General features: G+C 63.9%; 24 protein-coding genes and 1 pseudogene. 9 read left to right on the forward strand and 16 right to left on the reverse strand.

What is annotated here, in order from left to right; genetic code table 11:
• Positions 1-56: 56 nt before the first annotated feature.
• A complete protein-coding gene (locus tag B208_RS0109305; RefSeq protein ID WP_007976512.1) occupies positions 57-1,298 on the forward strand; it encodes an MFS transporter in 1,242 nt (413 codons plus the stop codon).
• A gap of 65 nt (positions 1,299-1,363) precedes the next feature.
• Here the strand turns inward: B208_RS0109305 and B208_RS0109310 are convergent, their stop codons facing one another.
• From B208_RS0109310 to B208_RS0109320, 3 genes are all read right to left on the reverse strand, one after another.
• Positions 1,364-3,055 (reverse strand): histidine kinase N-terminal 7TM domain-containing protein, encoded by a 1,692-nt coding sequence (locus B208_RS0109310; RefSeq protein WP_007976510.1) that lies wholly within the window; start codon positions 3,053-3,055, stop codon positions 1,364-1,366.
• 214 nt (positions 3,056-3,269) lie between these two features.
• Positions 3,270-4,529, reverse strand: a complete 1,260-nt coding sequence (gene thrC / locus B208_RS0109315; protein WP_007976508.1) for a threonine synthase — start codon at positions 4,527-4,529, stop codon at positions 3,270-3,272.
• Positions 4,530-4,640: 111 nt separating this feature from the next.
• Positions 4,641-5,630: a CapA family protein gene (locus tag B208_RS0109320; protein WP_026177795.1), complete on the reverse strand. Its 990-nt coding sequence runs from the start codon at positions 5,628-5,630 to the stop codon at positions 4,641-4,643.
• A 136-nt stretch (positions 5,631-5,766) separates the two neighbouring features.
• On the opposite strand from B208_RS0109320, the gene B208_RS0109325 reads away from it, so the two are divergent.
• Positions 5,767-6,240 carry a hypothetical protein gene (locus tag B208_RS0109325; RefSeq protein WP_007976504.1) on the forward strand — a complete coding sequence of 158 codons (474 nt, stop codon included), beginning with the start codon at positions 5,767-5,769 and terminating at the stop codon, positions 6,238-6,240.
• Between the two features lies 1 nt (position 6,241).
• Here the strand turns inward: B208_RS0109325 and argF are convergent, their stop codons facing one another.
• The 9 genes from argF to B208_RS0109370 form a co-directional block, all read right to left on the reverse strand.
• The gene (gene argF / locus B208_RS0109330; protein ID WP_007976501.1) at positions 6,242-7,135 is read right to left on the reverse strand and encodes an ornithine carbamoyltransferase; all 894 of its coding nucleotides are present in this window, start codon (positions 7,133-7,135) and stop codon (positions 6,242-6,244) included.
• Positions 7,132-8,199: a [LysW]-lysine hydrolase gene (locus B208_RS0109335; protein WP_073096596.1), complete on the reverse strand. Its 1,068-nt coding sequence runs from the start codon at positions 8,197-8,199 to the stop codon at positions 7,132-7,134. Before B208_RS0109335 ends, argF begins: the two co-directional genes overlap by 4 nt.
• Positions 8,196-9,329, reverse strand: a complete 1,134-nt coding sequence (locus B208_RS0109340) for an aspartate aminotransferase family protein (protein ID WP_007976499.1) — start codon at positions 9,327-9,329, stop codon at positions 8,196-8,198. The genes B208_RS0109335 and B208_RS0109340 overlap by 4 nt, the downstream gene beginning before the upstream one ends.
• On the reverse strand, positions 9,326-10,267 hold the full coding sequence (locus B208_RS0109345) for an acetylglutamate/acetylaminoadipate kinase (RefSeq protein ID WP_007976497.1): 942 nt from the start codon (positions 10,265-10,267) through the stop codon (positions 9,326-9,328). Before B208_RS0109345 ends, B208_RS0109340 begins: the two co-directional genes overlap by 4 nt.
• Complete coding sequence (gene argC, locus B208_RS0109350; protein ID WP_007976496.1) at positions 10,264-11,340, reverse strand: N-acetyl-gamma-glutamyl-phosphate reductase; 1,077 nt, start codon at positions 11,338-11,340, stop codon at positions 10,264-10,266. Before argC ends, B208_RS0109345 begins: the two co-directional genes overlap by 4 nt.
• Complete coding sequence (lysX, locus tag B208_RS0109355; protein ID WP_007976495.1) at positions 11,340-12,200, reverse strand: lysine biosynthesis protein LysX; 861 nt, start codon at positions 12,198-12,200, stop codon at positions 11,340-11,342. The genes argC and lysX overlap by 1 nt, the downstream gene beginning before the upstream one ends.
• A gap of 63 nt (positions 12,201-12,263) precedes the next feature.
• Positions 12,264-12,428, reverse strand: coding sequence for a lysine biosynthesis protein LysW (gene lysW / locus B208_RS0109360; RefSeq protein ID WP_007976494.1), 165 nt, complete (start codon positions 12,426-12,428; stop codon positions 12,264-12,266).
• Between the two features lie 151 nt (positions 12,429-12,579).
• The gene (gene argH / locus B208_RS0109365; RefSeq protein ID WP_007976493.1) at positions 12,580-14,052 is read right to left on the reverse strand and encodes an argininosuccinate lyase; all 1,473 of its coding nucleotides are present in this window, start codon (positions 14,050-14,052) and stop codon (positions 12,580-12,582) included.
• Positions 14,045-15,214, reverse strand: coding sequence for an argininosuccinate synthase (locus tag B208_RS0109370; protein WP_007976492.1), 1,170 nt, complete (start codon positions 15,212-15,214; stop codon positions 14,045-14,047). The genes argH and B208_RS0109370 overlap by 8 nt, the downstream gene beginning before the upstream one ends.
• 351 nt (positions 15,215-15,565) lie before the next feature.
• Between B208_RS0109370 and B208_RS0109375 the strand changes: the two genes are divergently transcribed.
• Positions 15,566-16,687 (forward strand): hypothetical protein, encoded by a 1,122-nt coding sequence (locus tag B208_RS0109375; RefSeq protein ID WP_007976491.1) that lies wholly within the window; start codon positions 15,566-15,568, stop codon positions 16,685-16,687.
• A gap of 62 nt (positions 16,688-16,749) precedes the next feature.
• Positions 16,750-17,250: a 2'-5' RNA ligase family protein gene (locus B208_RS0109380; RefSeq protein ID WP_007976490.1), complete on the forward strand. Its 501-nt coding sequence runs from the start codon at positions 16,750-16,752 to the stop codon at positions 17,248-17,250.
• Positions 17,251-17,269: 19 nt separating this feature from the next.
• On the opposite strand, the gene B208_RS0109385 is transcribed toward B208_RS0109380, so the two are convergent.
• Complete coding sequence (locus B208_RS0109385) at positions 17,270-19,453, reverse strand: ATP-dependent DNA helicase (RefSeq protein WP_007976488.1); 2,184 nt, start codon at positions 19,451-19,453, stop codon at positions 17,270-17,272.
• 95 nt (positions 19,454-19,548) lie between these two features.
• Positions 19,549-20,517 (reverse strand): cation diffusion facilitator family transporter, encoded by a 969-nt coding sequence (locus B208_RS0109390; RefSeq protein ID WP_007976487.1) that lies wholly within the window; start codon positions 20,515-20,517, stop codon positions 19,549-19,551.
• Between the two features lie 141 nt (positions 20,518-20,658).
• Between B208_RS0109390 and B208_RS0109395 the strand changes: the two genes are divergently transcribed.
• Positions 20,659-21,177: a metallophosphoesterase gene (locus tag B208_RS0109395; RefSeq protein WP_007976485.1), complete on the forward strand. Its 519-nt coding sequence runs from the start codon at positions 20,659-20,661 to the stop codon at positions 21,175-21,177.
• A gap of 95 nt (positions 21,178-21,272) precedes the next feature.
• Here B208_RS0109395 and B208_RS0109400 read toward each other — a convergent pair whose 3' ends face one another.
• Positions 21,273-21,905, reverse strand: coding sequence for an ArsR/SmtB family transcription factor (locus B208_RS0109400; protein WP_026177796.1), 633 nt, complete (start codon positions 21,903-21,905; stop codon positions 21,273-21,275).
• Positions 21,906-21,989: 84 nt separating this feature from the next.
• Between B208_RS0109400 and B208_RS24300 the strand changes: the two genes are divergently transcribed.
• The 3 genes and pseudogenes from B208_RS24300 to B208_RS0109410 all read left to right on the forward strand — a co-directional run bounded on the left by B208_RS24300 (position 21,990) and on the right by B208_RS0109410 (position 22,839).
• Positions 21,990-22,142 (forward strand): DUF7859 family protein, encoded by a 153-nt coding sequence (locus tag B208_RS24300; protein ID WP_007976483.1) that lies wholly within the window; start codon positions 21,990-21,992, stop codon positions 22,140-22,142.
• 80 nt (positions 22,143-22,222) lie between these two features.
• A pseudogene (locus B208_RS25160) lies at positions 22,223-22,309 on the forward strand (IS5/IS1182 family transposase); the annotation flags it as partial.
• A 104-nt stretch (positions 22,310-22,413) separates the two neighbouring features.
• Positions 22,414-22,839 carry an EamA family transporter gene (locus B208_RS0109410; protein WP_007976480.1) on the forward strand — a complete coding sequence of 142 codons (426 nt, stop codon included), beginning with the start codon at positions 22,414-22,416 and terminating at the stop codon, positions 22,837-22,839.
• A gap of 195 nt (positions 22,840-23,034) precedes the next feature.
• Here B208_RS0109410 and B208_RS0109415 read toward each other — a convergent pair whose 3' ends face one another.
• Positions 23,035-24,051 carry a threonine aldolase family protein gene (locus tag B208_RS0109415; RefSeq protein WP_007976478.1) on the reverse strand — a complete coding sequence of 339 codons (1,017 nt, stop codon included), beginning with the start codon at positions 24,049-24,051 and terminating at the stop codon, positions 23,035-23,037.
• Positions 24,052-24,156: 105 nt separating this feature from the next.
• On the opposite strand from B208_RS0109415, the gene B208_RS0109420 reads away from it, so the two are divergent.
• Positions 24,157-25,251 carry an aminopeptidase gene (locus B208_RS0109420; protein ID WP_007976476.1) on the forward strand — a complete coding sequence of 365 codons (1,095 nt, stop codon included), beginning with the start codon at positions 24,157-24,159 and terminating at the stop codon, positions 25,249-25,251.
• The last annotated feature ends 301 nt before the right edge of the window (positions 25,252-25,552 follow it).

Below are 25,552 nucleotides of genomic sequence, written 5' to 3' on the forward strand. Positions count from 1 at the left end.
CCGCTTGCCCTGCCGCGAAAGCGGGACTCAAGTAGCCGCCACGCCACCGTCGAATCGTGACGTCGGTCGAATCCAACCGCGGCGACGAACGACCCGGACGCGAGGAGCGGCTCGTGACGGGGTATTCCGGGCGACTGCTCCTCGTCGTCTCGCTCGGATGGATGATGATTCAGGCCGGACGGCTCGTCCTCTCGCCAATGCTCCCGGCCGTGATGGAGGACCTCCACATCACGGAGCTTCAGGCGGGCGTCGCGTTCACCCTGCTTTGGGGCTTGTACGCGCTCGGTCAGTATCCGAGCGGCAGGCTGTCCGACCGCTTCTCGCGCAAAAGCCTGCTCGTGTCCGGGCTTTCGCTCCTCGCGGTCGGATTCACGGTCCTCGCGGCCGCGCCGACCTACGCCGTCTTTCTGCTCGGCGCGGCCGTCGTCGGGTGCGGTGCCGGACTGTATCCGACACCGGCGCGGGCGCTCGTCTCCGACCTGTTCGTCTCCCGTCGAGGGCAAGCGTTCGGCCTTCACGGCGCGTCGGGGGACACGGGCGGAGTGATAGCGGCGGGGCTGGCGGTCGCCGTCCTCGCCGTCGCCGTCTGGCGGGCCGCGTTCGTTCCCGTCGTGCTGGTAACCGTGTTGGTACTCGTTTTCCTCCACCGCTGGAGTCGAGAGGCCTACACCCGACCGACCATCGACGCGGACGCGAGACGAGCGGTCATCGCGGACGTCAGAGCGACGGCGCGGCGCTTCGGCAACCGCCGAACCGTGGCGCTCCTCGTGGCCTATTCGCTCTACGCGTTCGTCTGGCAGTCCGTCGCCGGGTTCCTCCCGTCGTTCCTCCAGGAGTCGAAGGACTTTTCGCCCGAACTCGCGGGAAGCGCGTTCGCGGCGCTGTTCATCGTCGGAACGCTGGTGAAACCGGTTTCGGGCGCGCTCGGCGACCGGATATCGCGCCCGGTCGTCGCCGCCGGGTCGCTCGTGCTGGCGACGGTCGCCCTCGCCGCGCTCGTACTGGCGAGCGGGACGCTGGCCGTCGCCGGAAGCGTCGCCCTGTTCGCAGCGGGGTTGATGGCCTATCCGCCAGCCATGCAGGCGCACCTGATGGACGTGTTTCCCGACGGGAGCATGGGCGGCGACCTCGGCGCGACGCGAACGGTCTACATCGGTTTCGGCAGCCTCGGGACGACGTACGTCGGGTACGTCGCGGGGCAGTCGGGATACGAGACGGCGTTCACCGGACTGCTCGCGTGTCTCATCGTCAGCGCGAGCATCGTGTTCGCGCTGGCGCGGTGGTCGCGGTCGGGGTGACACCGTGAAACGGGGGGTCGCGCCGTGAGCCGCCAGAAATCGGAAACCACGACGGTGAGCGACCGTCAATCGAGTTCTCGACCCGGCGATGAAGTCTGTACGCCGCTGATGTCGAAGCGTGCTCCGCGACGAGTGTTGTCCGTCGCGTTCACCTCCCAGCCGTGTCGTTCGGCGATACCGGCGACGATGGAGAGTCCCGCACCCGTCCCGTCGGTTCGGGTCGAATAGCCGTGGTCGAAGACGCGACCCTGTTCGGTCGGCGGGATGCCCGGCCCGTCGTCACCGACGTATATCGTTCCACTCCGCTGTTCGTTCTCGTCCTCTTTCCACCCGACCTCGACGGCCACGGTCGGTCCAGCGTGTTCGACCGCGTTTCGAAACAGGTTCTCGAACACGCTCGACAACTGTCCCTCGTTCGCTCGAACGACGACGGGACCGGTTTCGATGGAGACCGTGGCGGCGTCCGTCTCGACGTTCTCCCACGCCCGCTCGGCGAGTCGTTCGAGATCGAGGGATTCGAACCGTTCCGAGCGCTCGTGACGTGCCATCGAAAGGACGTCATCGATTATCTCCTCCATGCGGTCGTGGGCGCGTTCGACGTTATCGAAGTACTCGCCGTCGGAGCGCTCGCGTTCGAGTCCGAGGTACCCTTCGGCGACGTTGAGGGGATTGCGAAGGTCGTGGGCGATGGTGTGCCCGACCCGCTCCAGTCGCTCGTTGTGCCGCTCTACGGCCCGCTTTTTCCGCTCGAACTCGGTCACGTCTCGAACGATGAGTATCGTCCCCGAAAGCTTCGTCCCCGAGTCGGACACCTTCGAACAGTGGACGTCGAGGTACCGAAGGTCGCCACCGACGTCGCTGACGATGGGCGTTTCGGGAACCCGCCGTGCACGGAAACACTCCACGAGTTCGGGGAACGCCGCACAGACGTCATCGAACCGTCGGCCGATATCGTCGGACGAAACGTCGAGCAGTCGGTTTGCCGCGGGATTCGTATCCACCAAGCGGCCGCTGTCGTCGGTGACGATGACGGCATCGGTCATCTCGTCCACGACCGCGGAGCGTCCGACCGGAACCAGATCGAACAACCGGTGGTGCCAGATAGCGTAGGCGAACGCGATGGCCGTGGCGGCGAAAAACACCTCCGGTTCGATTCCCAACAGCCCGTTGTAGAACAGCGCGGAAGCCGTCCACGGAATCATCGTCCCGACTATCAGCGCGGTCGCCTGTCCCCGGAAGAACCGGCGCGCTCGTATCAATCCTCGAAGGAGCAACAGCGTCCCGAGACCGTCCACGAGATTCGAGTAGACGACGCTCGTCCAGAACCACGGGCCGAACGTTCGGTCCAACCGAACCACGCCGTCGGTGACGACGAGTTCGCTCGACGTTCGAACGAGGTGGTGGACAGGATTGGTCCAGACGAGCACCAGCGTACCGCCAGCATACAAGAAGAGTATCGAGAACGTCCGCCGCGTCAGCCACTCATCGTGGCCCGTGTATTCACACGCGAAGACGAACCACGTTATCGGAATTGCGACGATGCCGAAGTACTGAACGTTGACCCAGAACAGTTTCCCAGCGAGCGACGTGCTCGCTATCTGCAGCGCGTTTCCGGCCGTCCAAACGGCCGCGGCTGTCGTGAATCCGACTAACGGCGTCGCACCCGGACGAGAGCGATAGCGCCATATGAACGCGGTAACGCCGAGGATGACGAGAGTCGAAACGACCGAGAGGGTCGCGGACGGTGTGACTTGCATTTCGATATCGCTTTGCGTTCCAGATTTCGTATCGAGACTGATAAATCATCCCACTGCAATATCTGGTTCCGAACCATCATATCTATGATGTTTTCGAGAGACGGAGAATATTGTTGCGATTGTCATAATGAAAATATCGAACGTTCGGATGGATTCTATCGACTCGTCGTCAGTCGGGCGGCTACCGAGCGACGTTTCGACGTGATACGCTCGGCTACTGACTGAGCACGTCGAGCACATCGTCCGTGTCCGCCGGAACCGGTTCCGGCTCGACGCCCGCCGCGGCCGCCGCGTCGGGGTCTTTCAGGAGGTGGCCCGTCGTCAGGCAGACGACGTTTTCGCCCGGCGAGATTTCACCCGACTCGCGGAGTTTTCGCAATCCGGCGACGCTCGCCGCGCTCGCGGGTTCGACGCCGACGCCATCCCGCGCCAACGCGCGCTGGGCGTCGGTGATTTCCTCGTCGGTGACGGCGACGGCAGTGCCGCCCGTCTCCCGAATCGCTGGGAGCGCCTTCGGGGCGTTGACGGGATTGCCGATGCGGATGGCGGTTGCGATGGTCTCCACCTCGTCCCAGCGACGGACTTCCTCGGCGTCGTTCTCGACGGCTTCGACCATCGGGGCCGCGCCTTCGGCCTGCACGCCGGTCAGGACGGGCACCTCCTCGGGCGTGAGTTCCCCGGCGGCGACGAGTTCGCGGAACGCCTTGAACAGCGCGCTGGTGTTTCCGGCGTTGCCGACGGGGAGGACGATTCGGTCGGGCAGTTCGCCCGTCTGGTCGCGGAACTGCTCTATCATTTCGAGGCCGATGGTCTTCTGCCCCTCCAGTCGGAAGGGGTTGAGCGAGTTGAGCAGATAGGCTTCGCCCCGATTTGCGAGGTCGGAAACGATGTCGAGGCAGTCGTCGAAGTTGCCGTCCACTTCGAGGATTCGCGCGCCGTGGAGGCTGGCCTGTGCGACCTTTCCGGCGGCGACTTTCCCGGCGGGGAGGAGCACGAGCACTTCGGTTCCGGCCCGTGCGCCGTAGCAGGCGAGCGCCGCGCTGGTGTTCCCGGTGCTCGCACAGGCGAGGCGGGAGACGCCCAACTCTTCGGCGACCTTGACGCCCAGCGTCATGCCGCGGTCCTTGAAACTCCCGGTCGGGTTCATCCCCTCGTGTTTGACGCGGAGCGCGTCGACGCCGACTTCCTCCTCGATGGTCGGCACCTCGTAGAGCGGGGTGTTCCCCTCTTCGATGCTCACGCCGGACTCGACGGGAAGGGCGTCGGCGTAGCGCCAGACGCCGCTCCCCTCGAAGTCGTCGAACGTCGGGTGGTCGGCGTAGCGGACTTCGAGCAGTCCGTCACAGTCGGGACAGCGGTAGCGAATCTCGTCGAAGGGTGCGCCGGTCCACTCGCAGTCGATACAGGCGAGCCATACGCCGTCGTCCGCACCGTCGGGTTCGGGTGCGGTCGGATTCGAGAGCGTCAGGTTCATTGAGCGGGTGGATGGGTTCCGAGGTGAAAAAGGCGCGGACGGTGGCAACGCTGGCAGCGGCCGTCGGAAGCACCGCGCCGACCCGTGAAAACGCCGCGAACGACGGCAACGCTACGACGAAAGCGAGAGCACGAGGTCGTCGTTATCGCGCTGGAGCTCGGTACCGAACGCCGACGAAAGCGCGTCCATCCGCTGGACGCTCCACGTTCCCGCGTAGTGTTCCGCCTCGTGGACCGCGAGGTCGTAAATCTCCGTCGGGCGGAGTCGAAGCTCCGAGAGTTCACCGTCCGAGACGGTCACTTCGAAGAGAAAACCCCGGTCGTTGTGGCGTTCCGAATCGGTCGCGTAATCGTCCACGAAATCCCCCGTGTCGTAGAGCACGAGCGTATCGTCGATGACTTCGACGCCCTGAAAGACGTGCGCGCTGTGACCGTGCACGATGTCCACGCCCTCCTCCGCCAACCAGCGAGCGAACTCCCGAAACTCGACGGTGGGTTCGGTTCGCATGTTCGGACCCCAGTGAAGCGACGCCACGAGCAGGTCGGGGTCCTCCGTTCGAGCGCGGGCGAGGGACCGCCCGACGCGTCGCACCGCTTGCGGGTGGGTGACGTCGAAGTTCACGTACGCCGTCCCGGCTTTGTCCGACTTCGCCGCGAACTCCGGCGTGTTGTCGGTGAACGAGACGAACGCGACCTCCAACCCGTCCACGGTGACGAACGCGGGGGAACAGGCCGCTTCCAAATCGGCCCCCGCACCCGAATGGCGGATTTCGGCGTCGTCGAGGTGACCCACCGTGTCCGCGAGCGCGTCCGGGCCGTAGTCCAGCACGTGATTGTTCGCCAGATTCGCCCACTCGACGCCCACCGATTCGAGCGCCGGAATCGCCCAGTCCGGGTCGGCCCGGAAGTGAAACGGACGATACGTGTCCGTCCACAGCGTACCACCCGCGGAGAGACAGCATTCGAGATTGATGAACAGACCGTCGAGCGCGCGGAGGGTCCCTTCAACGTTGCCCCAAACCCCCGAGACGCTCCGCCGTTGCTGTCGTTCGTTTATCAACCGCCCGAGCATCACGTCCCCCGTAAAACCGAGTCGAGTCATCCCCCTTTCTCACCCACCTAGAGGTAGCGTGACACCGGCAAAAGGCTACTCGCTCGTGAGACGGCAATCGGGCAGGAAACCGTCCTGTTCGGTTCCTGCGGAAACCCACATCAACCACCGTGGCCTACGTTCACATATGGCACAAGAACGGAGCGAAACCATCGGCGAGCGAATCAGAGAGCGCGGGGTTATCAACAGAACGTGGTCGAGTTCGATACTCGGGGGGCTGGTCGGCGGCATCGTGTTCGGCCTGCTGCTGCAGTCGATGGGGGTGCTGCCGACCGTCGCGGCGTTGTACGGACTCGACGGGACGACGATGGGGTGGGTCGCCCACCTGTTCAACAGCGTCGTGTTCGGTCTCGTCTTCGGGGCCGTGATGACGATGACGCGACTTCGAGCGTACGCCGACCGCCCCGGCCCGACGGCCGGAATCGGCGTGGCGTACGGAATCGTGTTGTGGGTCGTCGCCGCGAGTTTCGTCATGCCGTTCTGGCTCGGCGCGGTCGGCATGACGCTCGCCGTCCCGACGTTCGACGTCGTGAGCCTCGTCGGCCACGTCGTCTACGGCGTCCTGTTGGGTGCGGTGTTCGCCATCGCCTACCGGCGCTGACTCACCGTTTTCCCGCGAGGAACGCGAGGAGCGCCTTCTGTGCGTGAAGCCTGTTCTCCGCTTGGTCCCACGACAGCGAGCGGTCGCTTTCGAGGACGTTACCGGTAATCTCCTCGCCGCGGTGGGCGGGCAGACAGTGCATGACCGGCATCGAATCGGGGAGCAACTCCTCGTTCAGTTGGAAGCCGTCGAACGCGGCCAGTTTCGACTCGCGTTCGTCCTCCTCGCCCATGCTGACCCAGACGTCGGTGTAGACGACATCTGCGTCCGCGACCGCCGCGTCCGGGTCGTTCGTCACCGTCGGCTTCGGTCCGCGGGCGGCCGCCGTCGAGATGGCATCGGTCGAGGGTTCGTACCCCTCGGGAGTTGCGATGGTCAGGTCGATACCGACCGTCGCGGCCGCGATGGCGAAGGAGTTGACGACGTTGTTACCGTCGCCGACCCACGCGACCGTGAGGTCCTCGAACCCGCCGAAGTGCTCCCGAATCGTCTGGAGGTCGGCGAGCGCCTGACACGGATGCGCCACGTCGGAAAGCCCGTTGATTATCGGAATTGTGGCGTGTTCGGCCATCTCGACCAGACTGTCGTGGTCGAACACGCGGGCCATCACGGCGTCCACGTAGCCCGAGAGCACCCGCCCCGTGTCGGAGAGTGGTTCGCCCCTGTTGAGTTGCGTGTCGTTCGGCCCGAGGAAGATGGCGTGCCCGCCGAGGTCCGTCATCCCCGTCTCGAACGAGATGCGGGTGCGCGTGCTCGGCTTCTCGAACAGCATGGCGAGCGTCTGGCCGGAAAGTACGTGCGGCGACCCGCTCTCCTTGTATTCGGACGCGAGCGCCAGCACCTCCGCCACCTCCTCCGGCGACAGGTCGTCCACGTCGAGGAAGTGACGCGTCATGCATCCACCTCCAGTTTCTCGCAGACGGCAGTCAACACAGAAATCGACCTGTCGAACTCGGCCAGTTCGATGTGCTCTTCGGGCGTGTGGTCGAGCGAGGAGTCGCCCGGTCCGTACGTGACGACCGGACAGTCCCAGGCCTCGGCGTAGAGGTTCGCGTCGCTCGTTCCCGTCTTCCGGAGCAGGGAGGGGTCGCCGCCCTCCTCGCGGATGGCGACGCGGAACGCACGACCCAACTCCGTCCGCGGGCTGGAGAGCGTCGGCGGAATCGGGGTGTTCCACGATAGCTTACCGGCATCGAGTTCGGCTTCGGCGACCGACCGAATCTCTTCGGCCGTCGTACCCGACGGAATGCGGAACTGGATTTCGACCGTCGCCTCCGTGGCGAAGCCGTCCGGGGTCAGACCGCCGTCGAACTCGACGGGCTTTACCGTCACCGAGGTCGCCGTCGAGGATTCGTCGGCGTCCGACGCCGCCGTGTCGAACGCCGATTCGACGCTCGTCAGCCACTCCGTCGCGTACTGAATCGCGTTCGGTTCCGGGCGGGAGGTGTGCACGGAATCGACCGTGACCGAGTAGGTACCAGTCAGGTAGCCGCGGTAGCCGAGCGTCAGGGCGTCCCAGCCGCTGGGTTCGCCGTTGACGACGAATTCGGGTTCGTCCACGTCGGAAACGAGGTGGCGCGCGCCGCGCGAGTTCGTCTCCTCGCCGACGACGCCGACGAAGCTCGCGCCGGTTTCGACCGCCGCGACCGCCATCGCGGCGAGCGGCCCCTTCGCGTCCACGCTTCCGCGACCGTGGAGGATTCCGTCGTCCAGTTCGACCGGGACGTCGCCGGGCACGGTGTCGATGTGCGAAGTGAGGAGCACCCCGTTTCCGGGGGCGCGGACGTTGCCAACGTCGTCTATCCAGACGTCGCGCCCGTTCGCTTCGAGGAAGGCAGCGAGTCGTTCGGCACAGTCCCCTTCCTCGCCCGAAACCGAGGGCGTTTCGACCAGTTCGACCAGCAAATCGTGCGCGTCGGCTTGTGATACAGAAGTAGAATCCATCATCGTTCCTATCATTCGTTCCCTCCCAGCACGTCGGCCAGCGCGGAAACGACGGTATCGACGTGTTCCGTGTCCACCGTCAGCGGCGGGAGGAGGCGGACGACGCTCCGTCCCGCCGGAAGCGCGAGAACGCCGTGTGACAGCGCCAGCTCCTTCAACACGCGGTTCGCTCCGCGTTTGACCTCGATACCCACGAGCAGGCCGTGGCCGCGAACCTCGCGGACGGGCAGGTCGGCGGCTTCGAGTTCGGAACGGAGGTACTCGCCCATCTCGGCGGCGTGCTCCGGCAAGTTCTCCTCCACGAGTACCGAGAGCGTCGCCTCCGCCGCCGCGCTGACGACCGGACTGCCGCTGAAGGTCGAACCGTGCGACCCCGCGGACTCGGCTATCCAGTCGGCACAGAGCGTCGCGCCGATGGGCAGGCCGCTCGCCAACCCCTTCGCCGTCGTGAGCACGTCGGGGGTGACGTCGGCGTGTTCGCACGCCCAGAAGGCACCCGTCCGGCCGAGGCCTGTCTGCACCTCGTCGAATATCAGGGCCGTTCCAGCGTCCTCGGTCAACTCGCGGGCGGCCTGAAGGTACGTCTTCGTGGCGGGATTGACGCCGCCCTCGCCCTGTACGGGTTCGAGGATGACGGCCGCCGTGTCGTCGTCGATGACGTCGGCCAGTTCCTCCTCGTCGCCGTAGGTGACGAACTCCACGTCGTCCACGAGGGGTTCGAACGGCGCGCGGAACTTCTTCTTCCACGTCACCGACAGCGACCCCATGGTCCGGCCGTGGAAGCCGCGCTTCGCGGCGACGAGTTTCGACTTCCCGGTCGCGCTCCGGGCGAACTTCAGCGCCGCCTCGTTCGCTTCGGTTCCCGAGTTGTTGAGCCAGACGTTTTCGAGGCCCTCGGGTGCGACGGCGGCCAGTTTCGCGTAGAGGTCGTCGCGGGCGTCGGTGGGATACGACGCGTGGACGAACAGCAGTTCCGCGGCCTGTTCTTGGACGGCGGAAACCACGTCCGGGTGGCAGTGGCCGACCGGTGTGACCGCGTAACTCGCGCCGAAGTCGAGGTATTCGGTTCCGTCCTCCGCGTAGAGGTACGGTCCCTCGCCGCTCGCGATTCGAATCGGCTTCTCGTTGTAGACGAAACCGCTCATGGCGACACCCCCAGCGAGGCGGGCGTAAAGCGAGTTCCGTGCCCCTTCCGGGCCGTCGTAATCGGGTCGTGGTTGTTCGCGTCCGCGACGACGACGGATTCCGCACCGCCTTCGAGCGCCTCCGTCGCGGCCATGACCTTCTTCGTCATGAACCCTTCAGCGGCCGATTTCGCGGTTTCCATCTCCTCGGGAGTGTCCACTTGCTCGATGAGCGTCGTCTCGTCGTCGGGGTCTTCGAGGAGACCCGGCACGTCCGTCAGAACGACGAGTTCGCCGCCGAGTGCGCCGGCGATGGCCGCCGCCGCGCGGTCCGCGTCCGCGTTGACCGGCGTTCCGTCGTCGGCCAGCATGGGAACCGTCACGACCGGCGTGTATCCGCCGTCGAGGAGCGTTTCGAGGAGGTCGGCGTTCACGTCCTCGATTTTGCCGGAGTGGTCGCCGCGACGTATCTTCTTCTTGCCGTTCTCGACCACCCTGACGGCCGACTTGCGCGGCCCGGTCAGGAGCGCGCCGTCCACGCCGGACAGTCCGATGGAGCGGACGCCTTCGTTCTGCAGATTAGCCGTCAACTCGGTGTTGAGTTTGCCCGGCATCACCATCTCGAAGACCTCCATCGTCTTCTCGTCGGTGAACCGGCCCATGACACCGCTGGTGGACTCGACGTACTCGGGTTCCTCGCCGAGTTCGTGGAGCGTGTCGTCCACCGCCGTCGAACCGCCGTGGACGACCACGACGTCCTGTCCGTTTGCGGTGAGGTGCGCCACGTCCGACAGCGCGCCGTCGGGATTCACCGCCCGCGCGCCGCCGATTTTGACGACCACGGGGGCGGTGTCGTCCTCGACGACCCCGCCGTCCGCTCGAAGCCCGTCGTCGTTGTCGTTGTCGATGAGTTGGTCGTGTGCGGCCAGCAGTTCCTCGCGGCTGTATTCGTCAGTCATGGGCTTCCCACGGGATGTAGTCCCTCGAATTCCAATCCGGCTGTTTCCTCGAATCCCAGCGCAAGGTTGGCGGCGTGGACCGCCTGTCCCGCCGACCCTTTCATCAGGTTGTCGATGGCGCTGAAGACGACGATGCGTTTATTGGTCGGGTCGAGTTCGAACCCGACCTCGGCGTAGTTCGTCCCGGCGACCGCCTTGGGTTCCGGGTAGCGATAGACGCCGCCGCCCCCCGCGACGAGGCGGACGAACGATTCGTCCTCGTAGGCCTCCCGATACGCTTTCCAGAGGTCTCCCTTCGAGACGGGCGAGTCGGGGAACACGTGACAGGTCGCGGAGGCTCCGCGAACCATGTCCACGGCGTGTGCACTGAACGACACGCTCGTTCCGAGAATCCCCTCGATTTCGGCCTCGTGGCGGTGGCCCGTCGGCGCGTAGGGGCGAACGATACCCGAGCGCTCGACGTGGCTGCTCGCCTTGCTCGGCGAGGCACCACCCTCGGAGGATCCGACCTTCACGTCCACGACGACCTGCTCGCTCCCGAAGAGGATTCCCGCGTCGAACAGCGGCGACAGGCCGAGCAGCGTCGCGGTGGCGTTACAGCCACCCGCGGCGATGAGGTCCGCACCGGGAAGTTCCTCGCGCGTCAGTTCCGGCAGGGCGTACACCGCCTCGTCCAGATATTCGGGACAACTGTGTCCGTCGTACCACTCGTCGTACTCGGCTTCCGTGTCGAGGCGGAAGTCCGCGCTCAAATCGACCACCGTGTCGGCGGCCTCGCGGAACGAGTCGATGTGTTCCATCGAGACGCCGTGTGGCGTCGCGGCGAACAGCACGTCCACCGATTCGAGGTCCGAAGGCTCCGAGAAGCGAAGGTCGGACCCACGTAAATTCGGGTGGACGGAGCCGAGCGTCTTGTTCGCGTATTCCCTGCTGGTCGCCTGTGCGAGTTCGAAGTTCGGATGTCCGGCGAGCAGGCGGAGCAGCTCTCCGCCGGTGAACCCGCTGGCTCCGATGACGGTCGCCGAGAGCGTCTCGGCGCTCGTATCCGTCTCCGCGTCGGTCGCGGTAGCCATCAGGCCACCACCTCCGCCGGAACCTTCGTTTCAAGCCAGTCCACGACGGCGGCGGGAACGTCCGTTTCGACCGCCTCGTTCAGCGCCTTGAACTCGACCGTGTGGTTCACTTCGTGGACCGTGTAGCCCGACTCGGTCTCCATCAAGTCGACGCCGAGGAGACCGCCGCCGACCGCATCGCTGGCTTTCTTCACGAGCGATTTCGCTTCCGCGTCGAGTTCGAACTCGTCCGTCTCAGCACCTTTCGCGGCGTTCGTGAGCCAGTGGTCCGAATGGCGGACCATCGCGGCGACCGGCTTCCCGTCCAATGCGACGACGCGGATGTCGCGCTCCGGCTTGTCCACGAACTCCTGCACGTAGAACACCTTGTGCTCGTAGTGGCCGAGCGTGGCCTTGTGTTCCAGAATCGCCTCCGCCGCACTGCGCGAGTCGATTTTCGCCATCAGGCGACCCCACGACCCGACGACGGGTTTGAGGACGCACGGGTAGCCGAAGCTTTCGATGGCCTCCATCGCGCTGTCGGTCGTGAAGGCGACCTTCGTCTCGGGCGTGGGGACGCCAGCGCCCGCGAGCGCGAGGCTGTTCTTCGCCTTGTCCGAACACACCTCCGCGGTTTCGTGGCTGTTGACGACGGGAACCCCGTACGCCTCGCAGAACTGCGTGGCGTAGAGGCTCCGGCTCGTCGCCAGACAGCGGTCCACGACGAGGTCGAGCCCCTCGAAGGCCGCAGGTGGCTCGGTCAGATCGAACGTCTGCTTGCGCACGTCGATCTTCGTTACCTCGTGTCCGCGCTCGCGGAGCTCCGCGAGGAGGAGCTTTTCGTCGCGGCGAATCCTGGAGTAGAGGATTCCTATCTTCATGCGAGCACCCCACTCTGGGTGCGAGCGTGAGCCAGCAAGCTCTGAACGTCTGTGCTGTGCAATTTACTCCCCCCAGTCCTCTTCGAGCTCCGGCGCTCGGTCGAGGACTGGCGGGTTCACGTCGATGACTTCCAGTTCGACACCGCAGGTTCCACAGTCGATGATTTCGCCCGCTTCCAAATCGTCGTGCAAAGCCACGTCGGCTCCGCACTCAACGCATTCTGCCATTGTACTCTCCCGTATCGCCCTATCGAACTTAAATCCATCGTTATTAATTATGAAATAAAAGCGTAGACTGCCGTCTAACGGCGTTAGAAGGCGGATACCGCGGTTTCGACGTTAGTAATCAAGTAGTGCCCCACGCGGGGGTCGCGGTAGTTCAGGCATAGTCGTTTACCTCCGTCTGGAGCGTTTCACCGGCCGCTTCGAGCGACTCGGCGAGTTCGGTCGTCGTCGTTTCGTCGTCCACGAGCGTCGCTTCCGCGTCGGCGAGCGAGTCGGCCAGCGACTCGCTCGCCGGACCGCCGACCGAATCGCGCATGGCGACGCTCGTCGCCGCGTCGAGCGCTGATTCGACTTCCTCGGGGGCGACGAACTCCGAGAGCGGTGCGCCGAGGACCTCCTCGGCCGCCGAGTCCAGAGCGTCGTAGTCCGCTTCGCCCGCCGTCGCAACGACTTCGTGGGCCGTGCGGAACGGAACGCCGCACATCGCCAGCAGGTCGGCGACGCCCGTTGCGGTCGAAAATCCCTCTCCGGCCGCGTCCGCGAGCGCGTCGTCGTTCCACGTCGCGGTCGCCACCGCACCAGCCGCGACTTCGGTCGCGTCGGTCACGGCGTCGATGGCGTCCCACGCGTGCGGCGTCGCGCGTTGCAGGTCACGGTTGTACGCGCGGGGCAGTCCCTTCAGCGTGGTGAGCAGCCCCGACAGTCCGGAGTGAGCGTCGCCCGCGACCGCGCGAGCCAGTTCAAGCGTATCGGGATTCTTCTTCTGTGGCATGATGGACGACGTGGACGCGTAATCGTCCGAGAGTTCCACGAAGCCGCGGTTCGAGTAAATCACGAGGTCCTCGGAGACACCGGAGACCGTCGTGGCGAGGTTCGCCGCGGCGGCGACCGTCTCGACCAAAAAGTCGCGGGTCGAAACCGCGTCCATCGAGTTATCCAGAACGCCGTCGAAGCCGAGCAGTTCCGCCACGCGCTCGCGGTTCACGTCGAAGGGCGTTCCGGCGAACGCCGCCGCGCCGAGCGGACACTGGTTGATTCTCCCGTAAGCGTCGAGCAGGCGCGCCGCATCGCGGGCGACGGCCTGCTCGTAGGAGGCGAGGAAGTGCCCGACGGTCGTCGGTTGCGCGGGCTGAAGGTGGGTGTATCCCGGCATCACCGTCTCTGCGTGCGATTCCGCGGCGTCGAGCAGGGCCGAGCGGAGCGCCGTCGTGGTTTCGAGGAGCGAGAGAACGTCCTCGCGGAGGCGATAGCGGATGCAGGTCGCCACCTCGTCGTTCCGACTGCGGGCGGTGTGCATCTTCCCGCCGTCGTGGCCGACCCGTCCGACGACCGCCGTTTCGATGGCGGCGTGAACGTCCTCGCCCTCGGGGAGCGTCTCGTGGCCTTCGACTTCGACCACGTTCAGCGCGGTGAGGATTTCGCCCGCTACCTCGTCGTCGATGATGCCCTTTTCGGCCAGCATCACGACGTGGGCGCGGTCGATTTCGAGGTCCGCCGCGAAGATGCGCTCGTCGGCCGCGAGCGACGAGAGAAACCCGCGGGCGGGACCGCCGCTGAAGCGGTCGCCGCGAACGACGTCTCCGTCCCCGAAGTCGTCCTCGCTCGCCGCGTGTCCGCCGTCACTCATCGTTCGCGAGGCGTGATTGATAGCCGTGGTATTTCGCGACCCCTGTCGCGTCGGCCTGCTCGATTTTGCCGACCGTCTCGGTGTTGAACGAGGCGGCGTCCTCGGAGTAGACGGCGTGTTCGCTCTCGCGGGCGACCGCGCGGGCCTGCCCGCCCTGGAATTTGATGGTGACAGTGCCGGTCACCTTCTCCTGCGTGGTGTCGATGAAGCCGTCGAGGGCGTCCACGAGCGGCGCGGAGAGCAGTCCCTCGTAGGCCTTCTCGGCCCACTGCTGGTCGATACTCGTCTTGAACGAGCGCTCCTCCTTCGTCAACACCAATCCTTCGAGCGCCTCGTGAGCGTTGAGGAGCGTCGTCGCGGCGGGGTGTTCGTAGTTCTCGCGGACCTTCAGGCCGAGCATGCGGTCTTCCATCAGATCGGTGCGACCGACGCCGTGTTTTCCGGCGAGTTCGTTGAGGTACTCGATGAGCGACACCGCGTCCATCGCTTCGCCGTCAACCGCGACCGGTTTTCCAGCCTCGAACTCGATTTCGACGAGTTCGGTTTCCGCGCCGGGTGCGAGGGTCCACTCGTAGATGTCCTCCGGCGGGACGTAGCCGGGGTCTTCGAGATTGCCGCCTTCGACGGAGCGGCTCCAGAGATTCGTGTCGATACTCCAGACGCCCTCGTTGCCGCCCTCGACGGGCAGGTCGTGTTCGTCTGCGTAGCCCATCTCCCATTCGCGGGTGAGGCCCATCTCGCGCACGGGAGCGATGACCTCCAAGTCGGAGGCGCGCCAGACGGCCTCGAAGCGCAACTGGTCGTTCCCTTTGCCGGTACAGCCGTGGGCCACGGCGTCACAGTCGTTTTCCTTCGCCACGTCGAGAATCGCTTCGGCGATGACGGGGCGGGCGAGCGCGGTGCCGAGGGGATAGCTCTGATACGTGGCGTTCGCCTTCACCGCGTCGAGACACTGCTCCGCGAACGCGTCCTTGGCGTCCACGACGTAGTGGTCCAAATCCAATGCCTCCGCTGTTTCCTCCGCTTCTGCAAACTCCTCTTCGGGTTGACCCACGTCGACAGTGACGCCGATAACGTCGTCGTAGCCGTACTCCTCTTCGAGGAGTGGGACGCATACTGTCGTGTCGAGTCCGCCCGAGAAGGCGAGTGCAACCGTTTTCATTGTACGAGTCGCCAGGGGCTACACCTACTTAAATTCTTCTCAAGTATTTGAGAAATAAAATCGGAGAGCAGACTAAAGACGAGTTAATCACAGGTGAGTGCGTTTTGAACGAACATCGGAACGGAGTGGAATAGGTATTATTGGGACTAGAAAAGCCCCGGTCGTCGTCGCACGCAGAAGGAGTCACGGACGGACTCGTCGCTCACCAGAGGGGCGACCCCGGTAACGCGAGTCCGCGACATTATCGAGTCTTTCCGTCGCTCACCCCTTAAAGCCTTTCGGCACGGCAACGATTGCCAGCGGTTCCCTTCGTAGATAGATTTTATTGTGTTCCGACGGTAACGTCGTGGAATGCGACGGCTACCCGCCCTCCTGTTGGCCCTCCTCGTCCTGACCTCCGGCTGTTCGGGGTTTCTCCCGTGGACCGACTCCGGTTCCGGTGAAGAAACACCGACCGCGACTTCGACCGGTTCGCTGTCACCGCCGCCCGGCGCGAACGGAGAGTGGATAGTCGACGCCGAGCGGTTGGTGTCCGCCCACGAGTCGGCGCTCGAATCGGAGCCCTATCGAATGACCGTTCGTATCCGCCCGAGACAGGACGTCGGGTCGAGAAACTGGATGAACTCGACCCTCACCGCGCACGTAGGAGGTGGCCGCGCGGGAATACGGGAGACGGGTGAGGGAGTGGTAGTGAACAAAATGGGGAACCCGTATCGAGGATACACGTGGAACGATAGCGTAGCATGGTGTCGACTCGCGGACGACACCTGCCGAGTTAATTCCGGGTGGGACTCCAATTTCATCCGACAACGCATCGGATCCGTTGCTCCACGAATGAAAACCATCCTCTCCAGCGCGGACTTCCTCGCGAACGGAACGACGGTTCGCAACGGAACGAAGTTGTACCGATACGAGGCCTCGGGGTCCTCGACGCTGGAGGGCGTCGAGACGCTCTCCGCGACCGCACTCGTCGACGAACGCGGCATCATCCACGACCTATCCGGAACGGTTCAAACGACGGGAACACGCTCCGCGACCGTCGAGTTCGACTATCAGCACGAGTTGGTTTCGAACCCGCCCACGCCCCCGAAGTGGATGGACGACCGTCCGCGATTGACCGTTCAACGGAACGAGAGCGAGGTCACCGTGGAACACCACGGCGGGAAACGTATTCCGGCAGGAACGAATGTGAGGGTGTCCGTTTCGAACGATACCATCTTCGGTTCGGGAACGGTTCAGCTCCCCAAATCGCTCGAAAAGGGTGACGCTGCCCACATCACCGTCACCTCCCTCGAAGACACAGAAGGACATTCCTACCGTATCACTGGAAACGCGACGATCAACCATCCGTCGTCGATCAACCCGGCGATAAACCACACCAAATGGGCGTCGGGTATCGGCCTCCGAACGGAGAGGTGGCGGGTTTCGATTTTGGGTTCCGCGATACGGAACGACAGCAACAGCACCGCATGAGTTCAGCCGGTCTCGACAGACAAACGCCACCCTGATATTCCTCCCACTGCTCGAAGCGAACAGTGTTCAGCCTCAACGTCCCGGTTCCCGGCGACATCGCTCGACTCGCGGAGGAGCTACGCCCCTCCCTCTACGGGTTCGACAAGGTTCGTGACCGACGGACGCTCGTCGTCAAGCGCTTCGGAAACGACGGGGGCTACGACCGACTGGAGATGCGGGTCCGAACCGCGCTCGTCGGAACGCCCGCGTTCGAGGCGAAAGTTTCGGACATCGACTACTTCGAAACGCCGACGCGCGGCGCGGGTCCCGTCGTCTATCTCGGCGTCGAAAGCCCCGGCCTGCAGCGCCTCCACGACGAACTGACCGAGGAGTTCGGGACCATCGAGGGGTTGGAAGGCGAGGATTACGTTCCGCACGTCACGCTGGCGCGCGGCGGGGACGTGGAGACGGCGCGACAACTCGCCCAACGCGATATCGATTCGATTTCGTGGAGCGTCACGGAACTCCACCTCTGGGATGCAAAGTACGAGGAAACCGCCGCCAGACTCTCGCTTCCCGTCTGATTCGCTCTCGGTTCCGTTTTTACTGCGGTTTCGGCGGGTCGCCGTCCCACGCGTCCTTGTCCGTGAAGAAGTTCAGCATGGCGAACTTGAGCTTTTCCGGCGCGATGTCGATGGTCTCCCCGCGTTCCTCGGGGGGGAACGTCTCCCGAACACTGTACTTTCCCATCTCACGGACGCTCTTCTCGGTGTAGCGTTTGTCGAGGAGGATGCGAACGCCGAAGTCCTCGGGCGAGCGAATCACCCGCCCGAGCGCCTGCCGAGTCTTCCGAATCGTCGGAATCTCCACGGCGTACTCCCAGCCCGAATTCCGGCCGGAGCGGTCCGCGAACACCGTATCGTAGGCGTCCTGCACCGCATCCATTCGGTCGTCGAGATGCGGGTACGGGACGCCGACCACGACGACGGTCCGCGCGTCGTCGCCGTCGAAACTGACGCCCTCTGCCAACGTCCCCCACAGCGAGGTGAAGAGCACGCCGTTGCCGTCCGACGTGAACTGCTGGCGGAGTTCCTCGACGGGGGTTCCGGCCTCGTCGAAGTAGAGGGTCGCATCGACGCGGTTCCGAACGAGGTCGCGGTAGCGCTCCGCCTCGGCGTAACTCGGGAAGAAGACGAGCGTGTTCCCGGCGGTGAACCGAACCGCGTCGGTCAACGCCTCGGCGATGGTCTCCTGCGTCTCCGGGTCGCTTCGCTCGCTGGCGAACAACGCCGGGGTCTCGGCCGCGAAAGTGCGACGGTTCTCTTCGGGGAACTGGAGTCCGTAGGCCAGCGTGACGGGTTCCGAGAGCCCCAGCACGTCCGACAGCACGTCGAACGGGCGAAGCGTCGCGCTCATCAGCACCGTCGCGTACACCTCGTCGAACAGGGCCTGCGTCACCTCGCGCGGGATGCAGGTGTACAGTTCCGCTCGTCCGTACACTTGGTCGGTTCCCTCGTCGCGCCGCACCGCGACGACCGGATACTGTCCGAGTTCCGCCCCCTCGTCCATATAGGACTTGACAAACGCCGCGGCCTGCAACGTCTGGCACTCCTTTCGCGTCGTCGCGTCGCCCTCCTTGTAGGCGTCCTCGTACTTCTGGTCGAGTTCCTTGGCGAGCGAGAGCGCGTCGTCCAACTCCGCGTCGATGCCCTTCCCGGAGTACTCCTGCAAGAAGTTCAGCGTCAGGTCGTCGCGTTTGTTCTCGTTCGCGACGGCCACGTCCTGCCAGTTCTCGCCGACCGCTTCGCGCTCGCCGAAGCCGAACGAATCCTCGTAGGTGGCTTTCAGCGCGCGCTGGAATGCGGCGAGGACGTTGAATCCCGCCTCGCTCCGGAAGTCGTCGCTCTCCTGGAGTTCGTCCAGCGCGCTGTCGATGGTGTTCTCGGTCAGCGTGCGCGAGGCGTGGTCGCGGGCCGTCCCCTCGATGTTGTGCGCCTCGTCGAAGATGGTGATGACGTCCTCCGGGTCGCGGCCCAACCACCGGAAGAACTGCTCGCGTATCATCGGGTCGAGGAGGTGGTGATAGTTGCAGACGACCAAATCCACGCCCTCCATTCCGTCCTTCAGCAGTTCGTAGCCGCACATGTGCTGTTGCTCGGCGTACTCGTAGATGTCGTCGGGCGTCCGAACGCCGTCGTAGAGCCACTGATAGAACTCCTCGGTGTTCCCCGTGAGGTTGTTGTAGTAGTACTCACAGACGTTCTTCTCCTTCAGATTCTCCACCTCGTCCTGAATCTGTTCGAGTTCGTCCATCACCGCGCTGCGCGCCTCGGCGGCGTTCGAATCGCCCTCCTGCATATCGGAGAGCAGTTCGCTCTGGCGCTGTTCGAGTTCCCGCTTGTCGCGTTCTTTATCGACGACCTCGTAGGTGTTGTCCCGGAGCACCTGACACTCCTGATAATCCACGTCGATGTGGCACATCGACCCCTTCCCCCGGAAGACGACGGCGCGGAGCGGTTCCTTTCGCGTTATCTCGCGCGCCTCCGTGACGAACTGGCGCATCTGCTGGTGGACGTTGGTCGTGATGACGACCGTCTTGTCCTCCTCGCGCGCGAACTCCAGCGCGGGGACGAGCGACGAGAGCGTCTTGCCCGTCCCGCACGCGCCTTCGAAGAGCACGTCCTGCCCGCGCGTCAATCCGTTGTAGATGCGGTCCATCGCCTCCCGTTGGTTCTCGTAGGGAGAATCGTACGGGAAGAACCGCATGTACTCGTTCGTCGTGGACACGATACGGGATATTCGCGGCTTGGTTCAAAAACCCTTGCCTACGTGAGAGAAACGCGTGTTTTGCACCCGATGCGGACCGGTTTCGAGTGCTGCGATTAGACGACCGATTCCGATGCCGTCTCCTGCACTTCCGGCTCGATGTACACCTTCTTCACGCTGTCGTTGGTCTCGAACAGTTCGTTTTCGATGTCGGTGATGTGTTCGTCGATTTCGCCGGTGTCGAGCGTCGGGTCGAACGCCACGTCGGCGGTGACGATGATGCGGTTGGGGCCGAAGTAGACCGTGCGGAAGTCGATTATCTCGGTGACGCCCTCCCAGCCGTCGAGCTTGGACCGGAGGAGGTCCTCCTCTTCCTTGGGCAGGCTTTCGCCGAGCAAGAGGCGCTTGTTCTCCCACGCGAGCGCGACGGCGAAGCCCATCAGGAGAAGCCCGATGAGGAGCGCCGCGGCGGCGTCGTAAATCGGGTTCCCGGTGATTTGCGACAGCCAGATGCCGAACAGCGCGAACCCGGCACCGCTGACGGAAACCGTGTCCTCGGTGAGCGCCGTCAACGTCGAAACGTCGCTCGTCTTGTGGAACGCCTCGCGGAATCCGCTCCAGTTTCGGCGGTCGATTTCGAGTTTCGTCGCGCGGTACGCCTTGCTGAAGGCGTAGCTCTCGAAGACGATAGCACCGATGAGGACCGCGTAGTTCACGTAGACGGGCGGGAACGTTTGTCCGAGGAAATGGACCGCCTCACCGTTGACCGTCTCGTGGTGGAGCAGGGCTTCGTACCCGTGTTTCGCGCTCTCCCACCCGGCGATGCCGAAGAGGAGGACGCTGACCAGAAAGCTGTAGAAGAACTGTGCCTTGCCGTAGCCGAACGGATGAGCGCGCGTCGGTTTCCGCCCGCCGAACCAGATACCGATGAGGAGGAACACCTGATTCCCGGTGTCGGAGATGGAGTGAAACGTCTCGGAGAGCATGGCCGGACTCTGGGTGAGGACGAAACCGACGAACTTCATCACGGCAATCGCCGCGTTTGCGACGAGGGCGGCAATCACGACGGACTTGCTATTCGCCATTATGCCACTAGCGGCGAGGAGGTGTCAAAGTCCTTACGACGGAGGGCCGAACGGAAGTCCGACGACACCGCGGAACCGACCCGTGAGAATCGAGCGCGACCCGACGTAAGACGGAAAACGAGGGGCTACCAACGTCGGAGCATGATAACCATCGTTTCGGACACCCACAGCACGACCGGTCACGAGCTTTCGGGACGAACGCTCGACGCCGTGCGAAACGCCGAACTCGTCGTCCACGCGGGGGACTTTACGACCGCGGCGGCGCTCGACGCGTTCGAAGCGGAAAGCTCGCGGTTGGTGGCGGTTCGCGGCAACAACGCGACCGAAGCGGTCGCCGACCGGCTTCCGGAGGTGCGCACGTTCGAGGAAAACGGGATTCGGTTCGCTCTCACGCACCGGAAACGAGGGGGCAGCACGGCACTGTCCCTGTTCGGCCGGGAGCGAGAGGCGGACGTGGTCGTGTTCGGGCACACGCACCGACACCTCGCCGAGCGCGCTGGCGAGGTGTTGCTGTTGAATCCGGGGAGCTACGCACAGCCGCGGGGGAACCATCCGACACACATCGAACTCGAACCGAGGGAGAAGGGCTTCGCTGGGAGGATTTACAGGCAGGACGGGAAAATCATGGGGGAGATTCCCGTTGGAGGGCTGGAAAGTTGATGGCGTACCAGTGGAGGGCCGAAGCAAGGCGGCTCCATTTCATCCTATGCGGAGGGACATAATGTACCCTTGGTAAGCTCAAAAGAGCGTTTTAGTTATCGATTTCGAACGAAATATACCGCCGCACCGAGGGCGAGAACGAGCGCACCGCCCGCGAAAAACAACGCTCCCGGCGGAATCGTCGCCAGTACATTTCCGGCGGCGTCCGCCGTCGATTCGGTCGAAAACGTCCCCATCTGCCCGCCGCCGGATGCCGTTTCCGCGGCCCTCTTGCCGATTTGTAACAGCCCTTCGGAGACGGCGTACTGAATCGCGGCGCTGACGAGACCGAGCAGGACGGCAACGCCGAGGACGCGGGAGAGCGCGTCTTTCAGTCCGGTCGTCTGCTCTTCCGTGCCCGCGAAGAGGATGAGCGGGCCGTCCGTCGGCGCGTACACTTTCATTTCCCGGCCCTTTTCGGAGTAGATGGTATCGACGGAGGAGATAAGGTCCGCATCTTCCAACTTCTTCAGGTGGTACTGGGCGTTCTGAAGCGAAGTGTCGGCGCGGTCGCTCAGTTCAGAAGCGGTCGCCGGTTGGTCGTGAAGTTCGGAGAGAAGACTGCGTGCGGTTTCGGACGAGAGCGCCCCGAGTAGATCGTCGGCGTCGTCACTGTCCACCCCGAGCACCCGAGGAGTGCCGCCCGAAGGGGGTTCCACGTCGGAACTGGAGGGCAAGAGATCAGCCATAAGTGACCGTATGAAACCGCTCGTCAATCAACTTTGTCACTAGAACGGCGAAACGAATTTGGTTCGTGGACTGATAGACTGGGTATGGAACCACTCGGAATCTTCGAAAACTTCCTCAACGACCCCCTATTCGTCGCGCTTCTCGTCATCATGCTCGGCTTCGTCTTCTTCGTCTATCTGTTCATCCGCCGAACGCTGACGGGGTTTCAGGAAGGAGTGCAGAAGGGGCAGCGATAGCCGACATCGAGATAGTACGCTATTTTGGCGTTGTCGAAACCATTGCTGAGAAACATGACGAGTGAGTAGCGCGGGGTGAAATCGATACCTTGCCGAAGTCACGACGCCGCTGGTTCGTCGAACGTGCTATCGTGCTGGCCCGCCGTGCTGTTTCTCGGTTCTCAAGCCACGCCGTTCACGGCGAGGAGGATATCGCTGTAGCAGAGGGTACTTAATAATCTGTGATTACGAGGACGAGATTACTTAGGGGGGAGACACGAGACGCTCACCAATGGAATTCATCGAAGCGGATTCGGCCGTTTTGTTCGGCTTGATTACGATGGTGACGTGGGGAATCTGGATCGTCTTGGGTAACGCCGCGTCGGAATCCATCGACCCCAGGACTGCAGCCGCCATCTCGTATCTCACAGCGGGACTCCTCGCACTCGGATTCATCCTCGTTTCAGACGCATCCATCGCCATTACCGCGAGAGGAGGGTTGCTTGCTGGCATGGCCGGATTGTTCACCGGAATCGGCCTTATCTCGATGTACTTCGGATTAGCACAAGGGTCAACGACGGTCGTCTCAACTCTCGGTGCCATGTACTTCGTCGTCGCAGCCATCATCGGTATGGTCGCCCTCGGAGACGAGGTTACGATGACCAAATTTGCCGGTATCGCGTTCGCGGTTATTGGTGTCGTCCTGGTCGCTCGATAGATCGCCGCTACACAGTGGTCGGAAAACAGTACTGCACATCGTCGCTTTCGCCCGTTCGTACGGAAGGACGAGGAAGGACGACGTTTCGGATAAGCGCGATTCCGCCGAACGGGGACGACAGGATTCCGAGCAAGAGCTAGTCGGACGTTCGCGTACACTGGCGCCCAAATCGGACGGTAAATCTCTCCTGTCGAGTTAGAGCGCGTCTCGAACCCGCTCTGCGGCGGTTTCGACATCCTCGCGGTCCACGTCCCAGTGGGTGCAGAACCGAACGACGTGCGTTCCGAATTCCGACCCGAGAACGCCGCGTTCTTCGCACGCGTCGAGGAGTTCTCCGGCGGTGAGTCCGGCGTCTTCGGTGTTCACGAGGACGATGTTCGTCTCGGGCGACTGGACGGAGAGGCCGTCCACGTCGGCGAGGAGTTCCGCGAGAACGCGGGCGTTCTCGTGGTCCGCTTCGAGTCGGGACACGTTGTCCAGCGCGAGCAGGCCCGGCCCGGCCAGCACGCCTACCTGTCGCATGCCGCCGCCGAGCAACTTCCGCACGCGTCGTGCGCGAGCGATGAACTCCTCGTCACCGGCGAGAACCGACCCCACCGGCGCACCCAACCCCTTCGAGAGGCAGAACATCACGGAATCGACGTTCTCGGTGATGCGAGACGGCGAGACGTCGAGCGCGACCGCCGCGTTGCACACGCGCGCACCGTCGAGATGGACCGGAAGGCCGAGGTCGTGGGCCGCTTCCGCCGCGGCGTCTATCTTCTCGGGGGCGATGGCGACGCCGCCCTTACTGTTGTGCGTGTTTTCGAGCGTCAACAGCCCGGTTCCGGGTCGGTGAGCGTCCTCCTCGACGTAGCCGTCACGGACCTGTTCCGGCGTCGGAATCCCGCGGTCGCCGCCGTCCAGCGTTCGCACCTGAAGCGCCGAGTGCTGGGCCAGTCCGCCGAGTTCCCACTTGTAGATGTGGCTCTCGCGCTCGACCAGCACCTCCTGTCCGCGCTCGGTGTGGACGCGCGCCGCTATCTGGTTGCCCATCGTCCCGGTCGGAACGTAGAGGGCCGCTTCCATCCCCATCAGCTCCGCGGCGACGGATTCCAGTTCGTTTACGGTCGGGTCCTCGCCGTACACGTCGTCGCCCACGTCGGCGTCGGTGGCCGCGTCCCGCATCGCTTCGCTCGGTTTCGTTACCGTGTCGCTCCGAAGGTCTAGCATGTGCGCTCCTTTCGCACCGGCGGACAAATAGTCGAGGGTAAGAGCAGGGTGCTCCCGGAGAAATTACATCGAAAGTGGTTCCCAGTATCAGCAAAATTTTCCACCATGGACCAACGAATTCGGGACCACGCCGAGACGATAGTTGACCATTCCATCGACGTCGAAGCGGGCGATACTGTCGTCGTTCGCGCACCGACGGTCGCGGACGACCTCGCGGTTGCGCTCTCCGAACTCCTCGGGGAACGCGGTGCGTTTCCGCTCGTCACCGCGGGTCGGCGAGACAGAAAGCGGGCGGCCTTCCTTCGCGCCATCGACCCGGACGACCTCGAAACCCCCGAACACGAGCGGGCGCTCTTCGAGGCCGCGGACGCCATCGTCCACGTTCGAGCGCACGAGAACGCCTCGGACATGAGCGACGTGGACGCCGAAACGCACGCGGCGTACAATCAGGCGTATCAGCCGATACAGCAGGAAATCCTCTCGTCGCGCTGGTGTCTCACGCAGTACCCGTCGCCCGGCAGCGCGCAACTCGCCGAGATGAGCACGGAAGCCTACGAGGAGTTCGTCTACAGCGCGATGAACAAGGATTGGGACGAACAGCGCGAGTTCCAACAGCAGATGGTCGAACTTCTCGACCCGGCCGACGAGGTGCGCATCGTTTCCGGCGACACCACCGACCTCACGATGTCCGTGTCGGGAATGAAGACCATCAACGACGAAGGGAAGAACAACCTTCCGGGCGGGGAAGTGTTCACCGCACCCGTCCCCGATTCGGTCGAGGGTGAAGTGCTCTTCGACAAACCACTCGTCCATCAGGGCAACATCGTGGAGAACGTCTGGCTCGAATTCGAGGACGGCGAGGTCGTCGATTTCAGCGCCGAGAAGAACGAGGAGGTCCTCGCTGGCGTGCTCGACACCGACGAGGGCGCACGGCGACTCGGCGAACTCGGCATCGGCATGAACCGCGACATCGACCGCTTCACCTACAACATGCTCTTCGACGAGAAGATGGGAGACACCGTTCACCTCGCCGTCGGCATGGCCTACGACATCTGTGTTCCCGACGAGCGAGAGCAAAACGAGAGCGCGGTGCACGTGGACATCATCGTCGATATGAGCGAGGACTCGTTCATCGAGGTGGACGGAGAAATCGTCCAGCGCAACGGGACCTTCAAATTCGAAGACGGCTTCGAGGGATAGGTCCGCGAGGGAGCACCGTGACCGAGCGGGAGTTTTTAGTCCAGGTTTTTGCGAGGAGTGGTCGGCGAAGCCGACCCGACGACGTAAAAACGTGGAATGCGGACCTTCAAATTCGAAGACGGCTTCGAGGGATAGGTCCACGAGGGAGCACAGCAAGGGTTTATATACCGTGCCGGGACCAACCCCGGCATGACCTGATCGTCGGCGCGCGAGCGGTCGAGGCGGGTGCGTGGCCGTCCCTCGCGCGAAACCGGTTGTGCCGCCTGTTCGCATTCAGTTCGACAAATCATAGAGACACATT

Source organism: Haladaptatus paucihalophilus DX253, assembly GCF_000376445.1.
GTDB classification, from domain to species: domain Archaea; phylum Halobacteriota; class Halobacteria; order Halobacteriales; family Haladaptataceae; genus Haladaptatus; species Haladaptatus paucihalophilus.

Bases quoted from the DNA above. Each gene is read 5' to 3' on its own strand.
- B208_RS0109310 (WP_007976510.1), bottom strand. From the start codon at position 3,055: ATGCAAGTCACACCGTCCGCGACCCTCTCGGTCGTTTCGACTCTCGTC.
- thrC (WP_007976508.1), bottom strand. From the start codon at position 4,529: ATGAACCTGACGCTCTCGAATCCGACCGCACCCGAACCCGACGGTGCG.
- B208_RS0109320 (WP_026177795.1), bottom strand. From the start codon at position 5,630: ATGACTCGACTCGGTTTTACGGGGGACGTGATGCTCGGGCGGTTGATA.
- B208_RS0109325 (WP_007976504.1), top strand. From the start codon at position 5,767: ATGGCACAAGAACGGAGCGAAACCATCGGCGAGCGAATCAGAGAGCGC.
- argF (WP_007976501.1), bottom strand. From the start codon at position 7,135: ATGACGCGTCACTTCCTCGACGTGGACGACCTGTCGCCGGAGGAGGTG.
- B208_RS0109335 (WP_073096596.1), bottom strand. From the start codon at position 8,199: ATGATAGGAACGATGATGGATTCTACTTCTGTATCACAAGCCGACGCG.
- B208_RS0109340 (WP_007976499.1), bottom strand. From the start codon at position 9,329: ATGAGCGGTTTCGTCTACAACGAGAAGCCGATTCGAATCGCGAGCGGC.
- B208_RS0109345 (WP_007976497.1), bottom strand. From the start codon at position 10,267: ATGACTGACGAATACAGCCGCGAGGAACTGCTGGCCGCACACGACCAA.
- argC (WP_007976496.1), bottom strand. From the start codon at position 11,340: ATGGCTACCGCGACCGACGCGGAGACGGATACGAGCGCCGAGACGCTC.
- lysX (WP_007976495.1), bottom strand. From the start codon at position 12,200: ATGAAGATAGGAATCCTCTACTCCAGGATTCGCCGCGACGAAAAGCTC.
- lysW (WP_007976494.1), bottom strand. From the start codon at position 12,428: ATGGCAGAATGCGTTGAGTGCGGAGCCGACGTGGCTTTGCACGACGAT.
- argH (WP_007976493.1), bottom strand. From the start codon at position 14,052: ATGAGTGACGGCGGACACGCGGCGAGCGAGGACGACTTCGGGGACGGA.
- B208_RS0109370 (WP_007976492.1), bottom strand. From the start codon at position 15,214: ATGAAAACGGTTGCACTCGCCTTCTCGGGCGGACTCGACACGACAGTA.
- B208_RS0109375 (WP_007976491.1), top strand. From the start codon at position 15,566: ATGCGACGGCTACCCGCCCTCCTGTTGGCCCTCCTCGTCCTGACCTCC.
- B208_RS0109390 (WP_007976487.1), bottom strand. From the start codon at position 20,517: ATGGCGAATAGCAAGTCCGTCGTGATTGCCGCCCTCGTCGCAAACGCG.
- B208_RS0109395 (WP_007976485.1), top strand. From the start codon at position 20,659: ATGATAACCATCGTTTCGGACACCCACAGCACGACCGGTCACGAGCTT.
- B208_RS0109400 (WP_026177796.1), bottom strand. From the start codon at position 21,905: ATGGCTGATCTCTTGCCCTCCAGTTCCGACGTGGAACCCCCTTCGGGC.
- B208_RS24300 (WP_007976483.1), top strand. From the start codon at position 21,990: ATGGAACCACTCGGAATCTTCGAAAACTTCCTCAACGACCCCCTATTC.
- B208_RS0109410 (WP_007976480.1), top strand. From the start codon at position 22,414: ATGGAATTCATCGAAGCGGATTCGGCCGTTTTGTTCGGCTTGATTACG.
- B208_RS0109415 (WP_007976478.1), bottom strand. From the start codon at position 24,051: ATGCTAGACCTTCGGAGCGACACGGTAACGAAACCGAGCGAAGCGATG.
- B208_RS0109420 (WP_007976476.1), top strand. From the start codon at position 24,157: ATGGACCAACGAATTCGGGACCACGCCGAGACGATAGTTGACCATTCC.